This window comes from Arthrobacter sp. GQ119, from assembly GCF_059759125.1.
Genome location: NZ_JCAXEA010000004.1, coordinates 208,332 through 225,839, shown reverse-complemented (window position 1 = coordinate 225,839; position 17,508 = coordinate 208,332). Strand labels below are relative to the sequence as shown.

Annotated in this window: 15 protein-coding genes and 2 tRNA genes; 10 read left to right on the top strand and 7 right to left on the bottom strand. The window is 65.5% G+C overall.

The features are described 5' to 3' along the window. Positions 1 to 63 precede the first annotated feature (63 nt). A complete protein-coding gene (locus tag AC6CH3_RS05930; RefSeq protein ID WP_498131530.1) occupies positions 64 to 1,035 on the bottom strand; it encodes an acyl-CoA thioesterase in 972 nt (323 codons plus the stop codon). A 62-nt stretch (positions 1,036 to 1,097) separates the two neighbouring features. On the opposite strand from AC6CH3_RS05930, the gene AC6CH3_RS05925 reads away from it, so the two are divergent. Then, on the top strand, positions 1,098 to 1,760 hold the full coding sequence (locus tag AC6CH3_RS05925; protein ID WP_498131529.1) for a DUF8185 domain-containing protein: 663 nt from the start codon (positions 1,098 to 1,100) through the stop codon (positions 1,758 to 1,760). Positions 1,761 to 1,811: 51 nt separating this feature from the next. Here the strand turns inward: AC6CH3_RS05925 and AC6CH3_RS05920 are convergent, their stop codons facing one another. The 4 genes from AC6CH3_RS05920 to pepN form a co-directional block, all read right to left on the bottom strand. Then, complete coding sequence (locus AC6CH3_RS05920; protein ID WP_400575707.1) at positions 1,812 to 2,273, bottom strand: globin; 462 nt, start codon at positions 2,271 to 2,273, stop codon at positions 1,812 to 1,814. Positions 2,274 to 2,275: 2 nt separating this feature from the next. Continuing rightward, a complete protein-coding gene (locus AC6CH3_RS05915) occupies positions 2,276 to 2,947 on the bottom strand; it encodes a mechanosensitive ion channel family protein (RefSeq protein ID WP_498131528.1) in 672 nt (223 codons plus the stop codon). 114 nt (positions 2,948 to 3,061) lie between these two features. After that, positions 3,062 to 3,562, bottom strand: coding sequence for an OsmC family protein (locus AC6CH3_RS05910; protein WP_498131527.1), 501 nt, complete (start codon positions 3,560 to 3,562; stop codon positions 3,062 to 3,064). Between the two features lie 22 nt (positions 3,563 to 3,584). Beyond that, positions 3,585 to 6,137, bottom strand: a complete 2,553-nt coding sequence (pepN, locus tag AC6CH3_RS05905; protein ID WP_498131526.1) for an aminopeptidase N — start codon at positions 6,135 to 6,137, stop codon at positions 3,585 to 3,587. Between the two features lie 134 nt (positions 6,138 to 6,271). Here pepN and AC6CH3_RS05900 point away from each other — a divergent pair, with 134 nt between their 5' ends. From AC6CH3_RS05900 to AC6CH3_RS05890, 3 genes are all read left to right on the top strand, one after another. Further along, positions 6,272 to 7,288: a hypothetical protein gene (locus tag AC6CH3_RS05900; protein ID WP_498131525.1), complete on the top strand. Its 1,017-nt coding sequence runs from the start codon at positions 6,272 to 6,274 to the stop codon at positions 7,286 to 7,288. 104 nt (positions 7,289 to 7,392) lie between these two features. Continuing rightward, on the top strand, positions 7,393 to 7,887 hold the full coding sequence (locus AC6CH3_RS05895) for a ribose-5-phosphate isomerase (RefSeq protein ID WP_498131524.1): 495 nt from the start codon (positions 7,393 to 7,395) through the stop codon (positions 7,885 to 7,887). Next, positions 7,887 to 8,798 carry an Fpg/Nei family DNA glycosylase gene (locus AC6CH3_RS05890; protein WP_498131523.1) on the top strand — a complete coding sequence of 304 codons (912 nt, stop codon included), beginning with the start codon at positions 7,887 to 7,889 and terminating at the stop codon, positions 8,796 to 8,798. The genes AC6CH3_RS05895 and AC6CH3_RS05890 overlap by 1 nt, the downstream gene beginning before the upstream one ends. A gap of 82 nt (positions 8,799 to 8,880) precedes the next feature. Here AC6CH3_RS05890 and AC6CH3_RS05885 read toward each other — a convergent pair. Beyond that, a tRNA-Gly gene (locus AC6CH3_RS05885) sits at positions 8,881 to 8,951 on the bottom strand. 132 nt (positions 8,952 to 9,083) lie between these two features. Here AC6CH3_RS05885 and AC6CH3_RS05880 point away from each other — a divergent pair. From AC6CH3_RS05880 to AC6CH3_RS05855, 6 genes are all read left to right on the top strand, one after another. After that, positions 9,084 to 9,158, top strand: a tRNA-Pro gene (locus AC6CH3_RS05880). A gap of 80 nt (positions 9,159 to 9,238) precedes the next feature. Next, the gene (tig, locus tag AC6CH3_RS05875; RefSeq protein WP_498131522.1) at positions 9,239 to 10,621 is read left to right on the top strand and encodes a trigger factor; all 1,383 of its coding nucleotides are present in this window, start codon (positions 9,239 to 9,241) and stop codon (positions 10,619 to 10,621) included. Between the two features lie 267 nt (positions 10,622 to 10,888). Beyond that, a complete protein-coding gene (locus AC6CH3_RS05870) occupies positions 10,889 to 11,485 on the top strand; it encodes an ATP-dependent Clp protease proteolytic subunit (RefSeq protein ID WP_205654111.1) in 597 nt (198 codons plus the stop codon). 39 nt (positions 11,486 to 11,524) lie between these two features. Continuing rightward, on the top strand, positions 11,525 to 12,184 hold the full coding sequence (locus tag AC6CH3_RS05865) for an ATP-dependent Clp protease proteolytic subunit (RefSeq protein WP_205654046.1): 660 nt from the start codon (positions 11,525 to 11,527) through the stop codon (positions 12,182 to 12,184). Positions 12,185 to 12,367: 183 nt separating this feature from the next. Continuing rightward, positions 12,368 to 13,657, top strand: coding sequence for an ATP-dependent Clp protease ATP-binding subunit ClpX (gene clpX / locus AC6CH3_RS05860; RefSeq protein WP_498131521.1), 1,290 nt, complete (start codon positions 12,368 to 12,370; stop codon positions 13,655 to 13,657). Between the two features lie 130 nt (positions 13,658 to 13,787). Continuing rightward, complete coding sequence (locus AC6CH3_RS05855; RefSeq protein WP_494034331.1) at positions 13,788 to 14,402, top strand: mycothiol-dependent nitroreductase Rv2466c family protein; 615 nt, start codon at positions 13,788 to 13,790, stop codon at positions 14,400 to 14,402. Between the two features lie 451 nt (positions 14,403 to 14,853). Here AC6CH3_RS05855 and valS read toward each other — a convergent pair whose 3' ends face one another. Further along, entirely contained in the window at positions 14,854 to 17,475 is a 2,622-nt protein-coding gene (gene valS / locus AC6CH3_RS05850) for a valine--tRNA ligase (RefSeq protein WP_498131520.1), read from the bottom strand. Between the last annotated feature and the right edge of the window lie 33 nt (positions 17,476 to 17,508).

Below are 17,508 nucleotides of genomic sequence, written 5' to 3'. Positions count from 1 at the left end.
CAGTGACCTCACAAGGGAACCGGCCTTTCGCATGCCCGGGCGGGAGAGAGCGGATAGCCCCGGTCAGCCCTTGCGCATCTGGTGCTGCAGGACTTTGGACTGGAACGCCCCCGCAACCTTGCTCTTCAGGTCCGTCGGCACACGGACCATTCCTTCCTGGGCGACCGACGCCACGTGCAGGCCGTCGCGGTTGAAGATCTTCCCCGTCGCCAGTCCCCGGGCACCCTGGGCGCTGGGCGATTCCTGGACGTAGAGCAGCCACTCGTCAACCCGGACAGGCCGGTGCCACCACATGGCGTGGTCCAGGCTGGCCACGCTCATTCCCGGTGTGATCCAGCTCAGCCCGTGCTTGCGGAGGATCGACTCCAGCAGCGTGTAGTCGCTCGCATAGGCCAGGGCCGCCCGGTGGGTGTTGGCGTTGTCCGGCATGCGGCTGAAGGTCTTCATCCAGACGGCATTCCGGGCTTCCTTCGTGCCCGTGGCTGCCACATAGAGGGCCGGATCCACGTGCCGGATGTCGAACGGCCGCTCATACGCCCAGTGCCGCGCCACCGGATGGTCAAACTTCCCCAGCAGGTCGGCGGTGCTGGGGAGTGACTCAGGATCAGGGATTCCGGCCGGCATCTCGGACTGGTGTTCGATTCCCTCGTCCCCGGCCTGGAACGAGGCGATCATGCTCAGGATCGGCTTACCCTCCTGGTACGCATGCACCCGGCGTGCCGAGAACGAACGCCCGTCCCGCAGCCGCTGTACCCCGAAGGTAATGGGCTTGTCTGCGTCGCCGGGCCGGAGGAAGTACCCGTGCATGGAATGCACCGTCCGCTCCGCGTCCACTGTGCGCATTCCGGCTATGAGGGACTGCGCCAGCACCTGGCCGCCAAAGACCCGCTGGTGCGGCTGCCGCTGGGAAGGGCCCATGAAGATGTCCTCATCCGTGCGGGCACCCTCAAGCTCGCCGAGGTCCAGCAGTTCGATCAGGGAAGTTGTGGGATCGTTCGTGGGCAGTTCCTGCAATCCGGCGTCCGCTTCAGTCATGGTTTGACTCTAGACGTCGCCCCGGCAGCGCTCAACCGAGCCCAGCCGGTAGTGTTTTAGATGTGTCTGATCTCCTCACCCAGTCCTTCCGCTTCGCGGATCCCCGCGATCTAGCGGATCTCCGCACCTACGTCACCCGTGCCAAGGCCGTGGACGACGGCGCCATCCGCCTCCAGGCCACGGGTCCGGTCCTGGCCGCGTATGTCTGCGTGCTCCGGCCCAGGATCCTGGGGGAGTCCACGCCAACGATCCTCGGTCTGCGGACGATCGGCCTCGCGGAGCCGTCCACCACGGACGTGACGGTGCCGCTGGCGGCCGTCCTCGACCGGCTCGCCCGCGCGGGGGAGAACGACGCCGAGCTGCCGGTCCCGCCGTCGACCGTCACTGAATCCTGGGCCGGTGTGGGAGCACCGCGGGGAGGCTGGGAGCTGATCGGTTCCGTTCCGGACTCCGAGCTGCGCGAGGCCGCCGAGGCCGGCATCACCGAGGTCGCGGGAATCATGCCGGACAATCCCGGCGCCCACATCGTCAACAACGCCCGTGCGGCGGTCTGGGGCCGCGAACTGGAGGGGCGCTCCGGGCTTCCGGCAGGCGCGGCTTTTGCCGCCCTCACGCTCGGCTTCCTCGGCAGCGGTGACCAGCAGCTGTTCCGGGCAGGGCGCTGGTTCCGCCTCAGCGGCAGCCGAGGGCACGTCCTGGCCAGGACAGGTGCCGGCCTGCTCTAGCAGGGACCTGGCACAGGCCCGTCAGCCGAATCGGCGGGAGCCTGCGGGAACCTAGGCCCCGGACGAGGGGCTGTTGACCATGGAAAGCGCAGCCCGCTCCATGTAGTCCCACAGGGTGCCCTCGTACAGCGGCGGCAGTTCCAGCGAGTCCACGGCGGCGCGCATGTGGTGCAGCCAGCGGTCCTTCGCCTCCGGCGTCACCTGGAACGGCATGTGGCGCATGCGCAGCCGGGGGTGGCCGCGCTCCTCGCCGTAGGTGGTGGGTCCGCCCCAATACTGTTCGAGGAACATCAGGAACCGCCGCTTGGCCGGCTCCAGGTCCTCTTCCGGGTACATCGGCCGCAGCAGGGGGTCGGTAGCCACGCCGTCGTAAAACACGTCGATCAGCTTCACAAACGTCTCGTGGCCGCCCACGGCGTCATAGAAGTTGTCCGTGTAGCCCGGCTGGCTGAAAGGATCGTTGCGCATCAGCTGCCGGGGCGCGTTGGGTTCCGAAGGTGTCGGGAGGGTCATGGCTACTCTCCGGCCTTCTGCTGCGGTCCGTGGTGGGCCTCGGCCTCAAGCGGCCCGGCGTCCGGCTCCTCTGCCGGCGGCACGTAGTTGCCCTGCGACCGGTTGCCCACGCGGAGGATTTCGCCGTTCCGCAGGTACCAGATTGCCCCGTCTTCGTCGCGGACCCGGGTGATCCTGAGCCCGATGGACTCCACCACGCCAACCACTTCGCTGGTCTCGATGATGTCCCCGATGCCGTACTGGTCCTCGATGGTGATGAAGATGCCGGCCAGGAAGTCGCGGATGAGCTGCTGGGCGCCGAAACCGATGGCGATACCGAGGATACCGACGCTGGTCAGCAGCGGTGCGACGTCCACGTCCAGGTTCTTCAGCACGTAAATGCTGGTGATGACGGCGAGGACCACGCCCACCAGGCTGTTCAGCAGCGAGCCGATGGTCCTGGCCCGCTGGACACGGCGTTCATGGTCCAGGGCACGCAGGGCGGGGGCGACCCACCGGAAGTGGGGCTTCTTAAACAGTGTTGTTCCGGTGGCAACCCGCTTGGTGATCCGGGAGATCAGGTAGGTTGCCAACAGCCACAGGAGAACGCCTGCGCCGAGGCTGATCGCTATTCCGGGGACGTTTAGCCCCGCGGGCTCAAGCGACGCCGTAGGCGTTGTAAACATGCTGTACATCAGTAGGGATGCTCCTTGTACTTTCCAGCCAGTTACTTTCCAGCCAGTTGCTGTCCGGCGCGGCCGACGGTTCCGCCGGCGTTGCCGCGGCGGCTGGGATGTTCGCTATTAAGCCTAGCCGGACTGAGCCGGTGGTTCGCCTTCGGCTGTTGTGGTAACGGGAACGTGCCCCACGGGGAAATTTACGCTGCGGGCGATGAAGCACACCGCGTTGGCCTCGCGGTGCATCTGCTCGGCAAGCGCGACGTGGACCGGGTCGGCCACCGTCACGTGGGGGCGGAGGGTCACGGTTTCGAACTGGCCGCTGCCGTCGCGATTGAGGCGCATCAGTCCGCTGGCGTTGTCCTCATACGACAGGACAACGACTCCGTGCCGCACCGCCACATGCAGGAACGACAGCATGTGGCACTGCGCCAGGGCCGTGAGCAGGAGCTGCTCCGGGTTGTACCGCGACCGGTCGCCGTGGAACGTCGGATCTGCCGAGCCTTTGAGGACCGGCAACCCCGGAATCTCGACGTCGTGGTCACGGGAGTATTCCCGGTACGAGGACGTTCCGCTGCCGCGGTTGCCGGTCCAGCGAACAGTCAGCGAATAATGATGCTCGTCGAGGGCCATGCCGCCAGTTTAGACGCCGTTCCTAGACGTCAGCTGCGCGTGCCCGCAGGGCGCGGGCTACGCCGTCGCGGTTTTCCAGCATCATGCGGCGCAGCGCCGCGCTTTCCTCCGGGAGCGCCGCCAGGAAGGCGTCCGTGCGGTCCACGGTGGCCTGCGTGGTCAGCTGCGCCGGGTAAAGCCCGACGACGATCTGCTGCGCCAGCGCGTTGGTCCGCTCCGCGACAATTCCGGGAACCGCCTCAAAGTACTTCTCCGAGTACGGCTGCAGCAGCCGGGTGTCCAGCACGCGCGTGAATCCGGCGACGGCCGATGCCTGAATAGCGTTGGACAGCTCGCCCTTGACCACGATCGACTCCCACGCGGCAGCCTTGGCCTCGGGCGTGGGGATGGCCGCTTGCGCCAGGGCGGCCGCATTCTGCCCGCTGGAGGTGTTGTCCCGAGCCAGTTCGGCGTCGATCTGTTCCTGGCCCATCCGTCCGCCCACCACAAGGGAGGCCACCAGTTCCCAGCGCAGGTCCTGGTCCACCGTCAGGCCGGACAGCGTGAGGGAGCCGTCCAGCAGTCCTGCCACATTGTCCAGCTGCTGCCCGCTGCGGGCCAGCAGGGCGTAGGACTTGATGAACTGCAACTGCGCATCCGAGCCGCCCGGCACGGCCGAGGCAAGGTCCCACAGCCGGTCGCCCGCCGCCACAATCGTGGCTTCCCGGTGTTCCTCGGCAACGTAGAAGGTCAGCGTCGTGGCCAGCTGCCGCAGCTGGACCAGGATCACCGAGGAGTCGCTTTCGGCGGCGATGTTCGCCAGGATCAGGTCCACGTAGCCGCGGGCCGGGCTCTCGCCGTCGCGGGCGGCGTCCCAGGCTGATCCCCACACGAGCGTGCGGGGCAGGCTCTCCCTGAAGTCCTTCAGATGCGCCTTGGCCGTGGCCAGCGACCTCTCATCCAACCGGACCTTGGCGTATGCGAGGTCGTCGTCGTTGAGGAGGACAAGGTCAGGCTGGCGCAGTCCCACCAACGCCGGAACGTCCGTGTGCTCCCCGTCGACGTCGAGCTCCTCACGGTGTGTGCGCTCCAGCTTTCCCTCGTCCGTGACGTCGTAGAACCCGACGGCGAGGCGGTGCGGGCGCAGGGTCGGCTGGTCAGGGACGGCGGACTGCCGGATGCCGAAGCCGGTGATCGTGCCGTCCGCGTCCACAGCCAATTCGGGCTGCAGGGTGTTCACCCCGGCCGTTTCCAGCCAGAGGCGCCCCCACTGGTCCAGGTCGCGTCCGCTGGCCTTTTCCAGTTCGATCATGAGGTCTCCCAGCTCGGTGTTGCTCCACGCGTGCTTGGCGAAGTACTCACGGACGCCGGCCATGAACTGCTCCGGGCCCACCCACGCCACGAGCTGGCGCAGCACGGACGCGCCCTTGGCGTAGGTGATCCCGTCGAAGTTGACCTCCACATCCTGAAGGTCGTTGATCTCGGCGAAGATGGGGTGCGTGGTGGGCAGCTGGTCCTGGCGGTAGGCCCAGGACTTTTCGACCGAAGCGAACGTGGTCCAGGCACTCTGGAACTTGGTGTTTTCCACAGCGGCCAGATGCGACATGTATTCGGCGAAGGATTCATTCAGCCAGAGGTCGTTCCACCAGCGCATGGTCACGAGGTCGCCGAACCACATGTGCGCCAACTCGTGCAGCACGGTGATGGCGCGCCGTTCCACTTGGGCCTCCGGGACCTTGCCGCGGAAGACATACCCCTCCAGGATGGTCACTGCCCCTGCGTTTTCCATGGCGCCGGCATTGAATTCGGGCACGAACAGCTGGTCGTACTTTTCAAAGGGATACGGGCTGCCGAACTGCGCCTCGAAGAACTCGAACCCCTGGCGGGTGAGTTCAAAAATGTTGTCGGCGTCCAGGTACTGCATCAGGGACTTCCGGGCGAACACGCCCAGAGGAATGACGCGGCCGTCCGAGCCGGTAACGTCGCTGCGTACCGACTGGTAGGGGCCCGCAATAAGGGCGGTGACGTAGGAAGAGAGCCTCGGCGTCGGCGCAAACTCCCAGACGGAACGGGCGCGGCCGTCAGCTCCCGGGGACGTTGCCACAGGCGCCGGTGTGGGGGAGTTGGAGACGACATCCCAGTGCGACGGCGCCGTCACGGTGAACTTGAACGTGGCCTTGAGGTCCGGCTGCTCGAAGACGGCAAACATGCGGCGGGAGTCCGGCACCTCGAACTGGGTGTACAGATACACCTCGCCGTCCACCGGATCAACGAAACGGTGCAGCCCCTCGCCCGTGTTCATGTACGGCGTGTCCGCCACCACGGTGAGTTCGTTCTGACCGGCCAGGTCCGGCAACTGGATGCGGACGCCGTCGGAGACCTCCGTCGGGTCCAGTTCCCGGCCGTTGAGCGTCACGCTGTGGACCGCGTCGGTTACGGCGTCGATGAAGCTGGAGGACCCGGGCGCGGCGCTGAACTTTACGGTGGTGGTGGCACCGAAGACTTTCTCGCCCCTGGTCAGGTCCAGGCTGACGTCGTAGGAATCGACGGAGATCAGTTCGGCGCGTTCGCGGGCTTCGGCGCGCGTCAAGTTCATACCTGGCAAGGTTGTGCCTCCAGAGAGTGGTGGGTATTACTGTGAAGTCATTCTTTCATTCAGCGGGTCTTTGGCAAGCTGCGTGGATCACGTTCCCGGTCCCGCCGGCGGCGCCGCAGGGGTAGCGTTAAGGCATGGGAAAGTTCCTCGATTCGGTGGACACCAAGGCGCTGCGCTTCGCGATCGGGTTTCCCGTACTGCTCGCTGCGGCCTTCGCCCTCAGCGCCATGTTGCTGCAGCCTGACCTGCCGGACCCCCTGGCCGTTCGCTGGGACGACGGCGGCGGCGCCAGTTTTGCGCCGTTTGCCGCGTACGTGGGCGCCGGAGCTGCCCTGATCGCGGCCGCCGGCTGGCTGGTGCTGCTGCAGGCCGTGCCCCTTTCCAGGCCCACGGTGATGCGCCGCATCATGATGGGTGCCGGCCTGACGGTCAGCCTGTTTGTGACCACCGTGCTGGCCGCGGGCCTTGTGGGGCAGGCGGGGGTGGCCGACGCCCGGGACTCCCATGTGGACCTGATCGTTCTGGCCACGGGCAGCGGCGCCGCCCTCTCGCTAGGAGTGATCATGGGATTCGTCTTTAAGGCGGACCAGCAATGGACTCCGGAGGACGACCAGGCGCTGCAGCGGGCCCTGGAGCTGGAACTTGACCCCGAACTGGCCACTGATTCGATCAGGATGTGGGTCCACGCCCGCAGCTCGGTCTTCGTCATGATCGGCGTCGCCAGCCTGTTTCCGGCCTCCCTCATTTCCATCGCCGTTCCCTGGCTCGGTGTCCTGCTGGTTGCCGCGGCCATCGTCGGTGCTGCCTTTCTCTTCGCCAGAGTCACAGCGGACCGCAGCGGGCTGCGGGTTTTCGTTGCCGGGATACTGCGCGTGGTGGATGTACCGGCCGAGGCCATCTCCGCTGCGGCTCCGGCGGATGTCCGCGCCGCTGACTATGGCGGCTGGGGCTACCGCAACCACGGCGGAACCGCGGCCGTGCTTGTAAGCAGCGGCCCCGCCGTCGTCGTCCGGAAAACCGACGGCCACCGGCTCGCGGTCAGCGGCGGGAACCCCGACGCTGCGGCACGCCTCGCCGACGTGCTGACGCGCGTTGCCGCGCGGGCACGGCGGGAAGGCCGTCCGCCGCTCCAGGGGGACACAGACGCGTAACCCGCGCGTCATGGCCGGAGTGCCACCTAGTACTCTGGGAGCTGTTGATTTTGCCCTGTACAGCCCGGCTGCGCCCCGGTGCTCACGACTGAACGGAAGCCCCCGTGACCACAACTCCTGCATTTCCGCGGGTCCACATCGCCACCGACCACGCCGGCATGGAACTGAGCGCCCATCTGGTCAGCCACCTGTCGGCCAAGGGCTATGACGTCGTGGACCACGGGCCCAAGGAATACGACGCCCTGGATGACTACCCGTCCTTCTGCATCAACGCGGCACTCGCCGTCGTGGCGGACCAGCAGGCCGGCGTGCACGCCCTGGGCATCGTGCTGGGCGGCTCGGGGAACGGCGAGCAGATCGCCGCCAACAAGGTCAAGGGTGTCCGTGCGGCACTCGCCTGGAACCACTCCACCGCAACCCTGGCCCGGCAGCACAACGATGCCAACGTGGTGGCTGTAGGCGGCCGGCAGCACAGCGTCGACGAGGCCACCGCCCTCATCGAGGCGTTCCTGCAGGAGCCTTTCAGCAACGACGAGCGCCACATCCGCCGGATCGGAAAAATCGCAACCTACGAAACCACGGGCGAGGTCGTCGAGTAGTGCCCGAAGGGCATTCCATCCACCGGCTGGCCCGGCAGTTCCGGGACGTCTTTGCCGGCCGGCGGCTGGCCGTCTCCAGCCCCCAGGGCCGTTTCGCTGCCGGTGCAGCCGTGCTGGACGGCCACGCGGTGGTGCGCGCGGTGGCGCACGGCAAGCATCTGTTCCTGCATTTTGAGCACGGGATAGTCCTCCACGTCCATCTGGGCCTGTACGGCGCCTGGGACTTCGGCGGCGACAGCGAGTTCCGCGGCGCGTCGAGCATCGGTGCCCCGCGCAGGATTGGGGAGCGGGAGGTGCCGGCTGACGCCGGGGCCGACGGCGGCACGCCAGGCTACGACGGCCCTCCGGAGCCGGTCGGCGCCGTGCGGGTGCGGCTGGCCTCCGACCACGGCTGGGCCGATTTACGCGGCGCCACCACCTGCGCAGCCATCACCGAAGCCGAAGCCGAGGCGGTCCTCCGGCGGCTGGGGCCGGATCCGCTGCACGACGCGCAAGGCGCCCGCGAAATCTTCATCCAGCGGCTGACGGCGCGCAGCACGCCGCTGGCGTCATTGCTGATGGATCAAAAGGTGATCGCCGGCGTCGGGAATGTGTACCGGGCTGAAGTGCTCTTCCGCCAGGGTATCGATCCGCTGCTTCCGGGCCGGTCGCTCTCAGCCTCCGCTGCCGGGCGGGTCTGGGACGACACGGCTGCGGTCATGGCCGACGGCGTCCGCGACGGCCGGATCATCACCACGACAGCGGGGTACTGGAGTGACCCGGCTACGCTGCCGCCCAACGAGGAAGCGCACTTTGTCTACCGCCGGCACGGCCAACCGTGCCGGGTGTGCGGCACTGCCGTGGCGCTGGCAGAGCACGCCGCCCGCAAGCTCTACTGGTGCCCCACCTGCCAGCTCGCGAAGGGGGCCTAGTCAGGCAGCAGCCTGGCTGGGCCCGGCAGAGCTTTACGCCTGGACACGAATAAGGGCCCCTCATCAGAGGGGCCCTTCGCGGAGGGGACGACGGGAATCGAACCCGCGTAATCAGTTTGGAAGACTGAGGCTTTACCATTAAGCTACGTCCCCGGAAGAAGGCGGTGTTTCCACTGCAGATCTTCGGGATGGCTGTTCAAGCCGCATATAACTAAACCTAATTCATGCCCCCGGTGTCAAATGTGCAAAGCCGGCAGGTATGAACGTAGACTGTCCTGTGCATTACGGGGTGTAGCTCAGCTTGGCTAGAGCACCTGCTTTGGGAGCAGGAAGTCGCAGGTTCAAATCCTGTCACCCCGACTCTGTGGCCCTGGCCGATGGCCCGGGCAGAGAATCGCGTTTGCAGAACCCCATCCAACAAAACCAGGAGTACTTAGACCGTGAAGAGCGCTGTCGAGAACCTCACCCCCACGCGGGTCAAGCTCAATGTTGAGGTCCCCTTTGAGGAATTGAAGCCCAGCATCGACGAGGCATACAAGACCGTTGCTTCGCAGATCTCGGTTCCTGGCTTCCGCAAGGGCAAGGTTCCCTCCAAGCTGATCGATCAGCGCGTCGGCCGCGGCTACGTGCTCGAGACGGCCATCAACGAGGGCCTCAACGGCTGGTACCAGGCTGCCGTTCAGGAATCCGGCATCCATCCGCTGAGCCGTCCGGAGGTTGAGATCACCGAGGTTCCGGACCCGTCCGCAACCGACGGCGAACTCAAGTTCCACGCCGAGGTCGACGTCCGCCCGGAGATCGAACTGCCGGACTACTCCGGCATCAAGGTTGAGGTCGCCGCTGCCGAGTCCTCCGACGCCGATGTCGACAAGGCACTGGATGAGCTGCGCGGCCGCTTCGGCACCCTGAAGTCCGTGGACCGCCCGGCAGCCGACGGCGACTTCCTCACCATCGACATCACCGCGACCATCGACGGCGCCGAGGTGGACTCCGCTTCGGGCCTGTCCTACCAGGTCGGTGCCGGAACCATGCTCGAAGGCATGGACGAGGCAGTCACCGGACTCAGCGCCGTCGAAGACGCCATCTTCGACACCACCCTCGTCGGCGGCGACCACGCCGGTGAAGCAGCCCAGGTCAAGGTCGTGGTCAAGTCCGTCAAGGAGCGCGAGCTTCCCGAGGCCAACGACGACTTTGCCCAGCTGGCATCGGAGTTCGACACCCTCGCCGAACTCCGCGAGGACCTCGCAAAGCAGGCCGCCGACTCAAAGATCGTGGAGCAGGGCGTCGAAGCCCGCGACAAGGTCCTGGACAAGCTCGTCGAACTCGTCGAGGTTCCGGTTCCGGACTCCGTCGTCGAAGAGCAGATCGAGCAGCACTTCAAGGCCGAGAACTCCCACGGTGAAGGTGAGCACGACACCGAGGAGCACCGCGCCGAGGTCAAGGCCAACACCGAGCGCGCCTTCCAGAACGAAATCATCCTCGACGCCATCGCCGAGAAGGAAGAAGTGGGTGTCAGCCAGAACGAGCTGATCGACTACATCGTCACCACGGCCAGCCAGTACGGCATGGACCCGAACCAGTTCGCCCAGATCATCGATCAGAGCGGCCAGGTCCCCATGATGGTTTCCGAGGTCCGCCGCCGCAAGGCACTGGCAGTCGTCCTCGGCCAGGCTGAGGTCACGGACTCCGCGGGCAACAAGGTTGACCTGAGCGATTTCGTCCGCCCTGCAGGCCAGGACGAGGCTACGGCCGCCGAGGGCGAAGCCGCCGAAGAGGCAGCCGAGGTCACCCCCAGCGACGATCCTGCAGCCGCGAAGTTCTAACCGCTGCCGCGTCCCAGCAGCTGCGCTCTGACAGCGTGAGGGCAGCCCCCGGATCCGTTGATCCGGGGGCTGCTTCGTTTAACTCCGCTGTACGGCCAGCGACGCCGCAGCGGGGGCCCCGGCGATCGTGCGCCGTCAGCGAACAGCGCGATTTCGGCGAACAAAACGGCTGCGAAAGCGGTTAGTGTCCAAGTAGTGAAGTTCAGTGATGTCACCGTCACCAGCGAGAGGTAAGTACATATGTCACAGCAAGCAGAGGCGCCCCGCATGGCAACTGTCGATCCGGCAGCCCAGGACAACTACATCTACAACCGACTGCTGAAAGAGCGCATCATCTGGCTTGGCTCCGAGGTGCGCGATGAAAATGCGAACGCCATCTGCTCGCAGCTGCTGCTCCTGTCCGCAGAGGACCCGAGCAAGGACATCTACCTTTACATCAACTCTCCCGGCGGTTCCGTGACCGCCGGTATGGCGATCTATGACACCATGCAGTTCATCCCGAACGACGTCGTCACCGTCGCCACCGGGCTGGCTGCCTCCATGGGCCAGTTCCTGCTGTCATCCGGGACCAAGGGAAAGCGGTACGCCACCCCGAACGCCCGCATCCTGATGCACCAGCCCTCGGGCGGCATCGGTGGCACGGCCTCCGACATCAAGATCCAGGCCGAACTCATCCTGCACATGAAGAAGGTCATGGCTGAGCTGACCGCCGAGCAGACCGGCCAGACGGTGGACACGATCCTGAAGGACAACGACCGCGACAAGTGGTTCACCGCAACCGAAGCACTCGAATACGGCTTCTTCGACAAGATCTCCGCGCATGCCGGTTCGGTAGCCGGCGGCGGCGGCACGGCCCAGAACTAAACCGGCACGCAGAGCGAACTGAATCCAGGAGTAAAGAACATGAACTACAATTTCGGCTCGACTGCCGGCAACCTGCCGACCAGCCGCTACGTGCTGCCCCAGTTCGAAGAGCGCACGCCGTACGGCTTCAAGCGACAGGACCCGTACACCAAGCTGTTCGAGGACCGCATCATCTTCCTCGGTGTCCAGGTTGACGACGCTTCGGCCGACGACGTCATGGCGCAGCTGCTGGTGCTGGAATCCACGGACCCGGACCGCGACATCACCCTCTACATCAACTCCCCGGGCGGTTCCTTCACCGCCATGACCGCGATCTACGACACCATGACCTACATCCGCCCGGAGATCCAGACTGTCTGCCTTGGCCAGGCGGCCAGCGCCGCCGCCGTGCTGCTTGCAGCGGGAACGCCCGGAAAGCGGCTGGCCCTGCCGAACGCCCGCGTGCTGATCCATCAGCCCTCGCTGTCCGGCGGCCAGGGCGGCCAGGCCTCCGACCTGGAGATCCAGGCGGCCGAGGTCATGCGGATGCGCTCCTGGCTGGAGGACACGCTGGCCAAGCACTCCGGCCGGACCCCGGAACAGGTCAACAATGACATCGAGCGGGACAAGATCCTCACCGCGGCCGAGGCCCAGAGTTACGGCCTGATCGACCAGGTGCTGGATTCGCGCAAGATCAAGCCGCAGGCGATTGCCAGATAGCAGCGGCTGACCAAGACGCCGGTGCGGTTCAGATTTTTGAACCGCACCGGCGTCTTGTTTCCACCTCTCGGGCCGAATGTAACCTAGAGTGGATGTAATCACGGCCAGACTGCGAGAGGATGGCCGGGACTCAAACAACCGGTGCAAAGCTGCACTCGCAGCAAGATACTAAGGGGTTCACATATGGCTCGGATTGGCGAGAGCACGGATCTGCTCAAGTGCTCTTTCTGCGGAAAGAGCCAGAAGCAGGTGCGCAAGCTCATTGCCGGGCCCGGCGTCTATATCTGCGACGAGTGCATTGAACTCTGCAACGAGATCATTGAAGAGGAGCTCGCCGAAGTAGCCGATCTGGGCAGTTTTGAACTGCCCAAGCCCCGCGAAATCTTTGACTTCCTGCAGGAATACGTCATCGGGCAGGAACCCGCCAAACGGTCCCTCGCCGTCGCGGTCTACAACCACTACAAGCGGATCCAGGCCGGCCATGCCCCCAAGAGCGGCAGCCTCGCGGACGGCGTCCACCACGACGACGTCGAGATCGCCAAGTCCAACATCCTCCTGATCGGTCCCACCGGCTGCGGCAAGACCTACCTCGCACAGACCCTCGCCCGCCGGCTCAACGTTCCGTTCGCGGTCGCCGATGCGACCGCCCTGACCGAAGCCGGGTACGTCGGCGAGGACGTCGAAAACATCCTGCTGAAGCTCATTCAGGCGGCGGACTATGACGTGAAGAAGGCCGAGCAGGGCATCATCTACATCGACGAGATCGACAAGATCTCGCGCAAGAGCGAGAACCCGTCCATCACCCGCGACGTTTCGGGTGAGGGTGTGCAGCAGGCACTGCTCAAGATCCTGGAAGGCACCGTGGCCTCCGTGCCGCCGCAGGGCGGCCGCAAGCACCCGCACCAGGAATTCATCCAGATCGACACCACCAACGTGCTGTTCATCGTGGCCGGCGCCTTTGCCGGGCTCGAGGAGATCATCGGTTCCCGGTCCGGCCGCAAGGGCATCGGGTTCGGCGCACCGCTGAACGAGGTCAAGAACAACACCGACTCCTACGGCGAGGTCATGCCGGAGGATCTGCTGAAGTTCGGCCTCATTCCCGAATTCATTGGACGCCTCCCGGTCATCACCACGGTCTCGAACCTGGACCGGCCGGCGCTGATCCAGATCCTCTCGACCCCCAAGAACGCGCTGGTCAAGCAGTACCAGAAAATGTTCCAGCTGGACGGCGTGGAGCTCGTGTTCGATGACGGTGCCCTGGAACTGATAGCGGACCAGGCACTCGAGCGGGGGACCGGCGCCCGCGGGCTCCGCGCGATCATGGAGGAAGTCCTCCTCCCGGTGATGTTCGACCTTCCCAGCCGGGACGACATTGCCAGCGTGGTCATCACGGCGGACGTCGTAGCCAAGAAGGCACAGCCCACCATGATCGCGCACGACGTCGTGGCCAAGCGGCGGAATAAATCCGCGTAGTTACCCGCTGTCCTTAACGGTGTGCCTGTCGCGCGCCGTCCCCGCTGAACTCACGTGATGGCATCCGCGCGCGCTGATGCCGGATCACTGCGAACAGCCTTGCCGCCACGAACAGTGAAGGAATTCATCCATGACTGAGACCCTCCCGAACAAGGCAGACTTCTGGTTCGACCCCCTGTGCCCTTTCGCCTGGATCACCTCGCGCTGGATCGGGGAGGTGGAAGGCGTCCGCGACATCACCACCGACTGGCACGTCATGAGCCTTTCCGTGCTCAACGAAGGCCGTGAGCTGGACCCCAAGTACCGTGAAGCCATGGACAAGGGGTGGGGCCCGGTCCGCGTGATTATCGCCGCCCAGGAACAGCACGGCGACCAGGTGGTCAAGCCGCTGTACGACGCCATGGGTACGCAGATCCACGACGGCGGCGAGAAAGACTTTTCGATCGTCATCAGCAAGGCCCTCGCTGAGTGCGGACTTCCTGCCGAACTCGCGCAGGCCGCGGAGTCCGATGCCTTCGACCCCCAGCTCCGCGCCAGCCACGAGCAGGGGATTTCGCTGGTGGGCCAGGACGTCGGGACCCCCGTGGTCGCCTTCAACGGCACGGCGTTCTTCGGCCCGGTGCTGACGCGCATTCCGCGGGGTGAGGAAGCCGGCCGCCTGTGGGATGCCACCATCACCCTGGCGTCCTACCCGCACTTTTTCGAGATCAAGCGCAGCCGGACGGAAAGCCCTGCCTTCACCTAGGGCGGTCCGCGCCGTTTCCGGTGCCGTGGGCCCCGGGAGAACTACATCAGAGTAGTTCTCCCGGGGCCCTTGCGCATCCAAAAGCGGAGGACCAGAATAGTTGTTACCCACTTCGAAAGAAGAGGGACGCAAGAACCAAAGATTCAGTGACATGCATCTAACGCAGCCTTCGGCAAAGTTAGAAGCAGGCTACCAGTGACAAGGTAGGAAGACCTGAAAATTCTGAGGATCTTGCCAGACTGTCAAAGATGTCACCAGACAGCCGAAAAGTCGAAGCCCCACCAACCGCAAAAAGCTGATGGGGCTTCCCCTTTGCCCTCAAACAGGTGGGCCTTAGAGCAGGTGTGCCGTCAAACAGTTTGCCCCGGAAGTGTTTCCGAAAACAGAAGCCCCACCAGCCGGACGCTGATGGGGCTTTGCTGTTGTCGCTTGACTGTCGTCAGGGTGCCGATCAGGCCGGCGCGTTCTCCTCGGCGGGAACCAGCACGACGTCGCTGACGGTGAGCTCTCCCTCGCCGGTCTCCAGCACGATTTCCTGGGCGTTCGCCGCAGCCTTCAGGTCGTTGAGGCCGGCCCGGAGCTGGGCCACGAGCGGGGCGGTGGCCGTAATTGTCGCGGTGAGCACTTCGGTGCGCTGCTTGACCTTGGCCTCGGACTTGGCCTTGCGGATGCCGCTGAGCGCCACGCCCACGGTGCCCAGCATGGCGGTGTCGCCGTCGGCAATCTGCAACGCCGCCGGCCACGCAGCCCGGTGCACGGACCCCGTGCGCCACCAGCTCCACACTTCCTCGGTAGCGAAGGGCAGGAACGGGGCGAAGAGCCGGAGCAGCGAGTCCAGGGCGGTGGCCAGTGCGGCCAGCACGGAGGCCTGCTCGGTTTCGCCGGCGGCCCCATAGGCACGGTCCTTGATGAGCTCCACATAATCGTCCGTGAACTGCCAGAAGAAGCTCTCGGTGATCTGCAGTGCCCGGGCGTAGTCGTAATTGTCGAACGCCCTGGTGGCTTGCGCCACCACATCCGAGAGCTGGGCCAGGAGCGCCCGGTCCAGGGGATTCGTCAGCACGGACAGGTCCGTGGAGACCACGGAGTTCTCCGTGGCGCCAAGGTTCAGCACAAACTTCGAGGCGTTCAGCAGTTTGATGGCCAGGCGGCGGCCAATCTTCATCTGCGCGATCTCGTAGGCCGTATCGGCGCCCAGCTTGGCGGAAGCCGCCCAGTACCGCACGGCGTCGGAGCCGTACTCGTTCAGGACGTCGGTCGGCACAACGACGTTGCCCTTGGACTTGGACATCTTCTTACGGTCCGGGTCCAGGATCCAGCCGGAAATGGCGGCGTGCTTCCACGGGGCGCAGTCCTGGAGGGCATCCGCACGCACTGCCGAGGAGAACAGCCAGGTCCGGATGATGTCGTGGCCCTGGGGGCGGAGGTCGAACGGATATACCTTGCTGAACAAGTCTTCGTCCCGGCTCCAGCCGCCGACGATCTGCGGCGTCAGGGAGGACGTGGCCCAGGTGTCCAGCACATCAGCGTCGCCCGTGAACCCGTTGGGCTGGTCGCGCTGGGACTCGTCGAAGCCAGGCGCCGCATCTGCGGCAGGGTCCACCGGCAACTGTTCGTCGGAAGGCAGGATCGGGGCGTCGTAGTCAGGGTTGCCCTGGGCGTCCAGCGGGTACCAGACCGGGATCGGCACGCCGAAGAACCGCTGGCGGGAGACCAGCCAGTCACCGTTGAGGCCGGCAATCCAGTTCTCGTACCGGGAACGCATGAAGGACGGGTGGAAGTCGATCTCGTGCCCGCGGGCAATCAGGCGCCCGCGGCGGTCCTCGTCGCGGCCGCCGTTGCGGATGTACCACTGGCGGGAGGTGACAACCTCGAGCGGCTTGTCGCCCTTTTCGAAGAAGTTCACCGGGTGAGTGATCTTCTTCGGCTCTCCATCCAGCAGGTTGGCCGCGGTGAGGAGCTCCACCACGGCTTCCTTTGCGGAGAAGACGGTCTTTCCGGCGATGGCTGCATACGCCTCGCGGCCGGCGTCGGTGGTGATCCAGTCCGGGGTCTCGGCGAGGATGCGGCCGTCGCGTCCCACGATGGCGCGGGTGGGCAGCTGGAGTTCGCGCCACCAGGTGACGTCGGTCAGGTCGCCGAAGGTGCAGACCATCGCGATGCCCGAGCCCTTGTCCGCCTTGGCCAGCGGGTGGGCCTTGACTTCCAGTTCGACATCGAAGAGCGGGGACTTCACGGTCTTGCCGAACAGCGGCTGGTAGCGCTCGTCGTCGGGGTTCGCCACCAGCGCGGCACACGCGGCCAGGAGCTCGGGACGCGTGGTCTCCACGAAGATCTTCTCGCCGTCGGCGGTGAAGAACGGGTAGCGGTAGTAAGCGCCCGGCACCTCGCGGTCCTCGAGCTCGGCCTGGGCCACGGCGGTGCGGAACGTGACGTCCCACAGCGTGGGGGCTTCGGCCATGTAGGCGTCACCCGCGGCCAGGTTGGCCAGGAATGCGCGCTGGGACACGGCACGGGAGGTGTCGTCAATCGTGCGGTAGGTGAGGTTCCAGTCGACGGACAGGCCGAGAGTCTGGAACAGGTTCTCGAAGACCTTCTCGTCCTCGACGGCGAGTTCCTCGCAGAGTTCGATGAAGTTCTGCCGGGAGACGACGTCGAAATCCCGCTGGTTCTTCGCCGGCTGTGCCGGCGGCTGGTAATCCGGGTTGTACGGGATGGCAGGATCGCAGCGGACACCGTAGTAGTTCTGGACGCGGCGCTCAGTGGGGAGGCCGTTGTCGTCCCAGCCCATCGGGTAGAAGACGTTCTTGCCGGTCATGCGCATGTACCGGGCCTGGACGTCCGTCTGCGTGAAGGAGAACATGTGGCCCACGTGCAGGGAACCGGATGCAGTCGGCGGGGGAGTGTCGATCGAGTAGACCTGCTCCCGGGTGGTGTCCGGGTTGAACCTGTAGGTCCCTTCCTCGAGCCAGCGCTGCGTCAGGGCAGCTTCGAGCCCTTCGAGGGCCGGCTTGTCCGGAACGTTGATAGGGGCGGTGGTGGGCGTGTCTGTACCCTGATTTGCTTGAGCCATGGAGCAATTGTTTCATGGCCGCTGCCGGGTTCT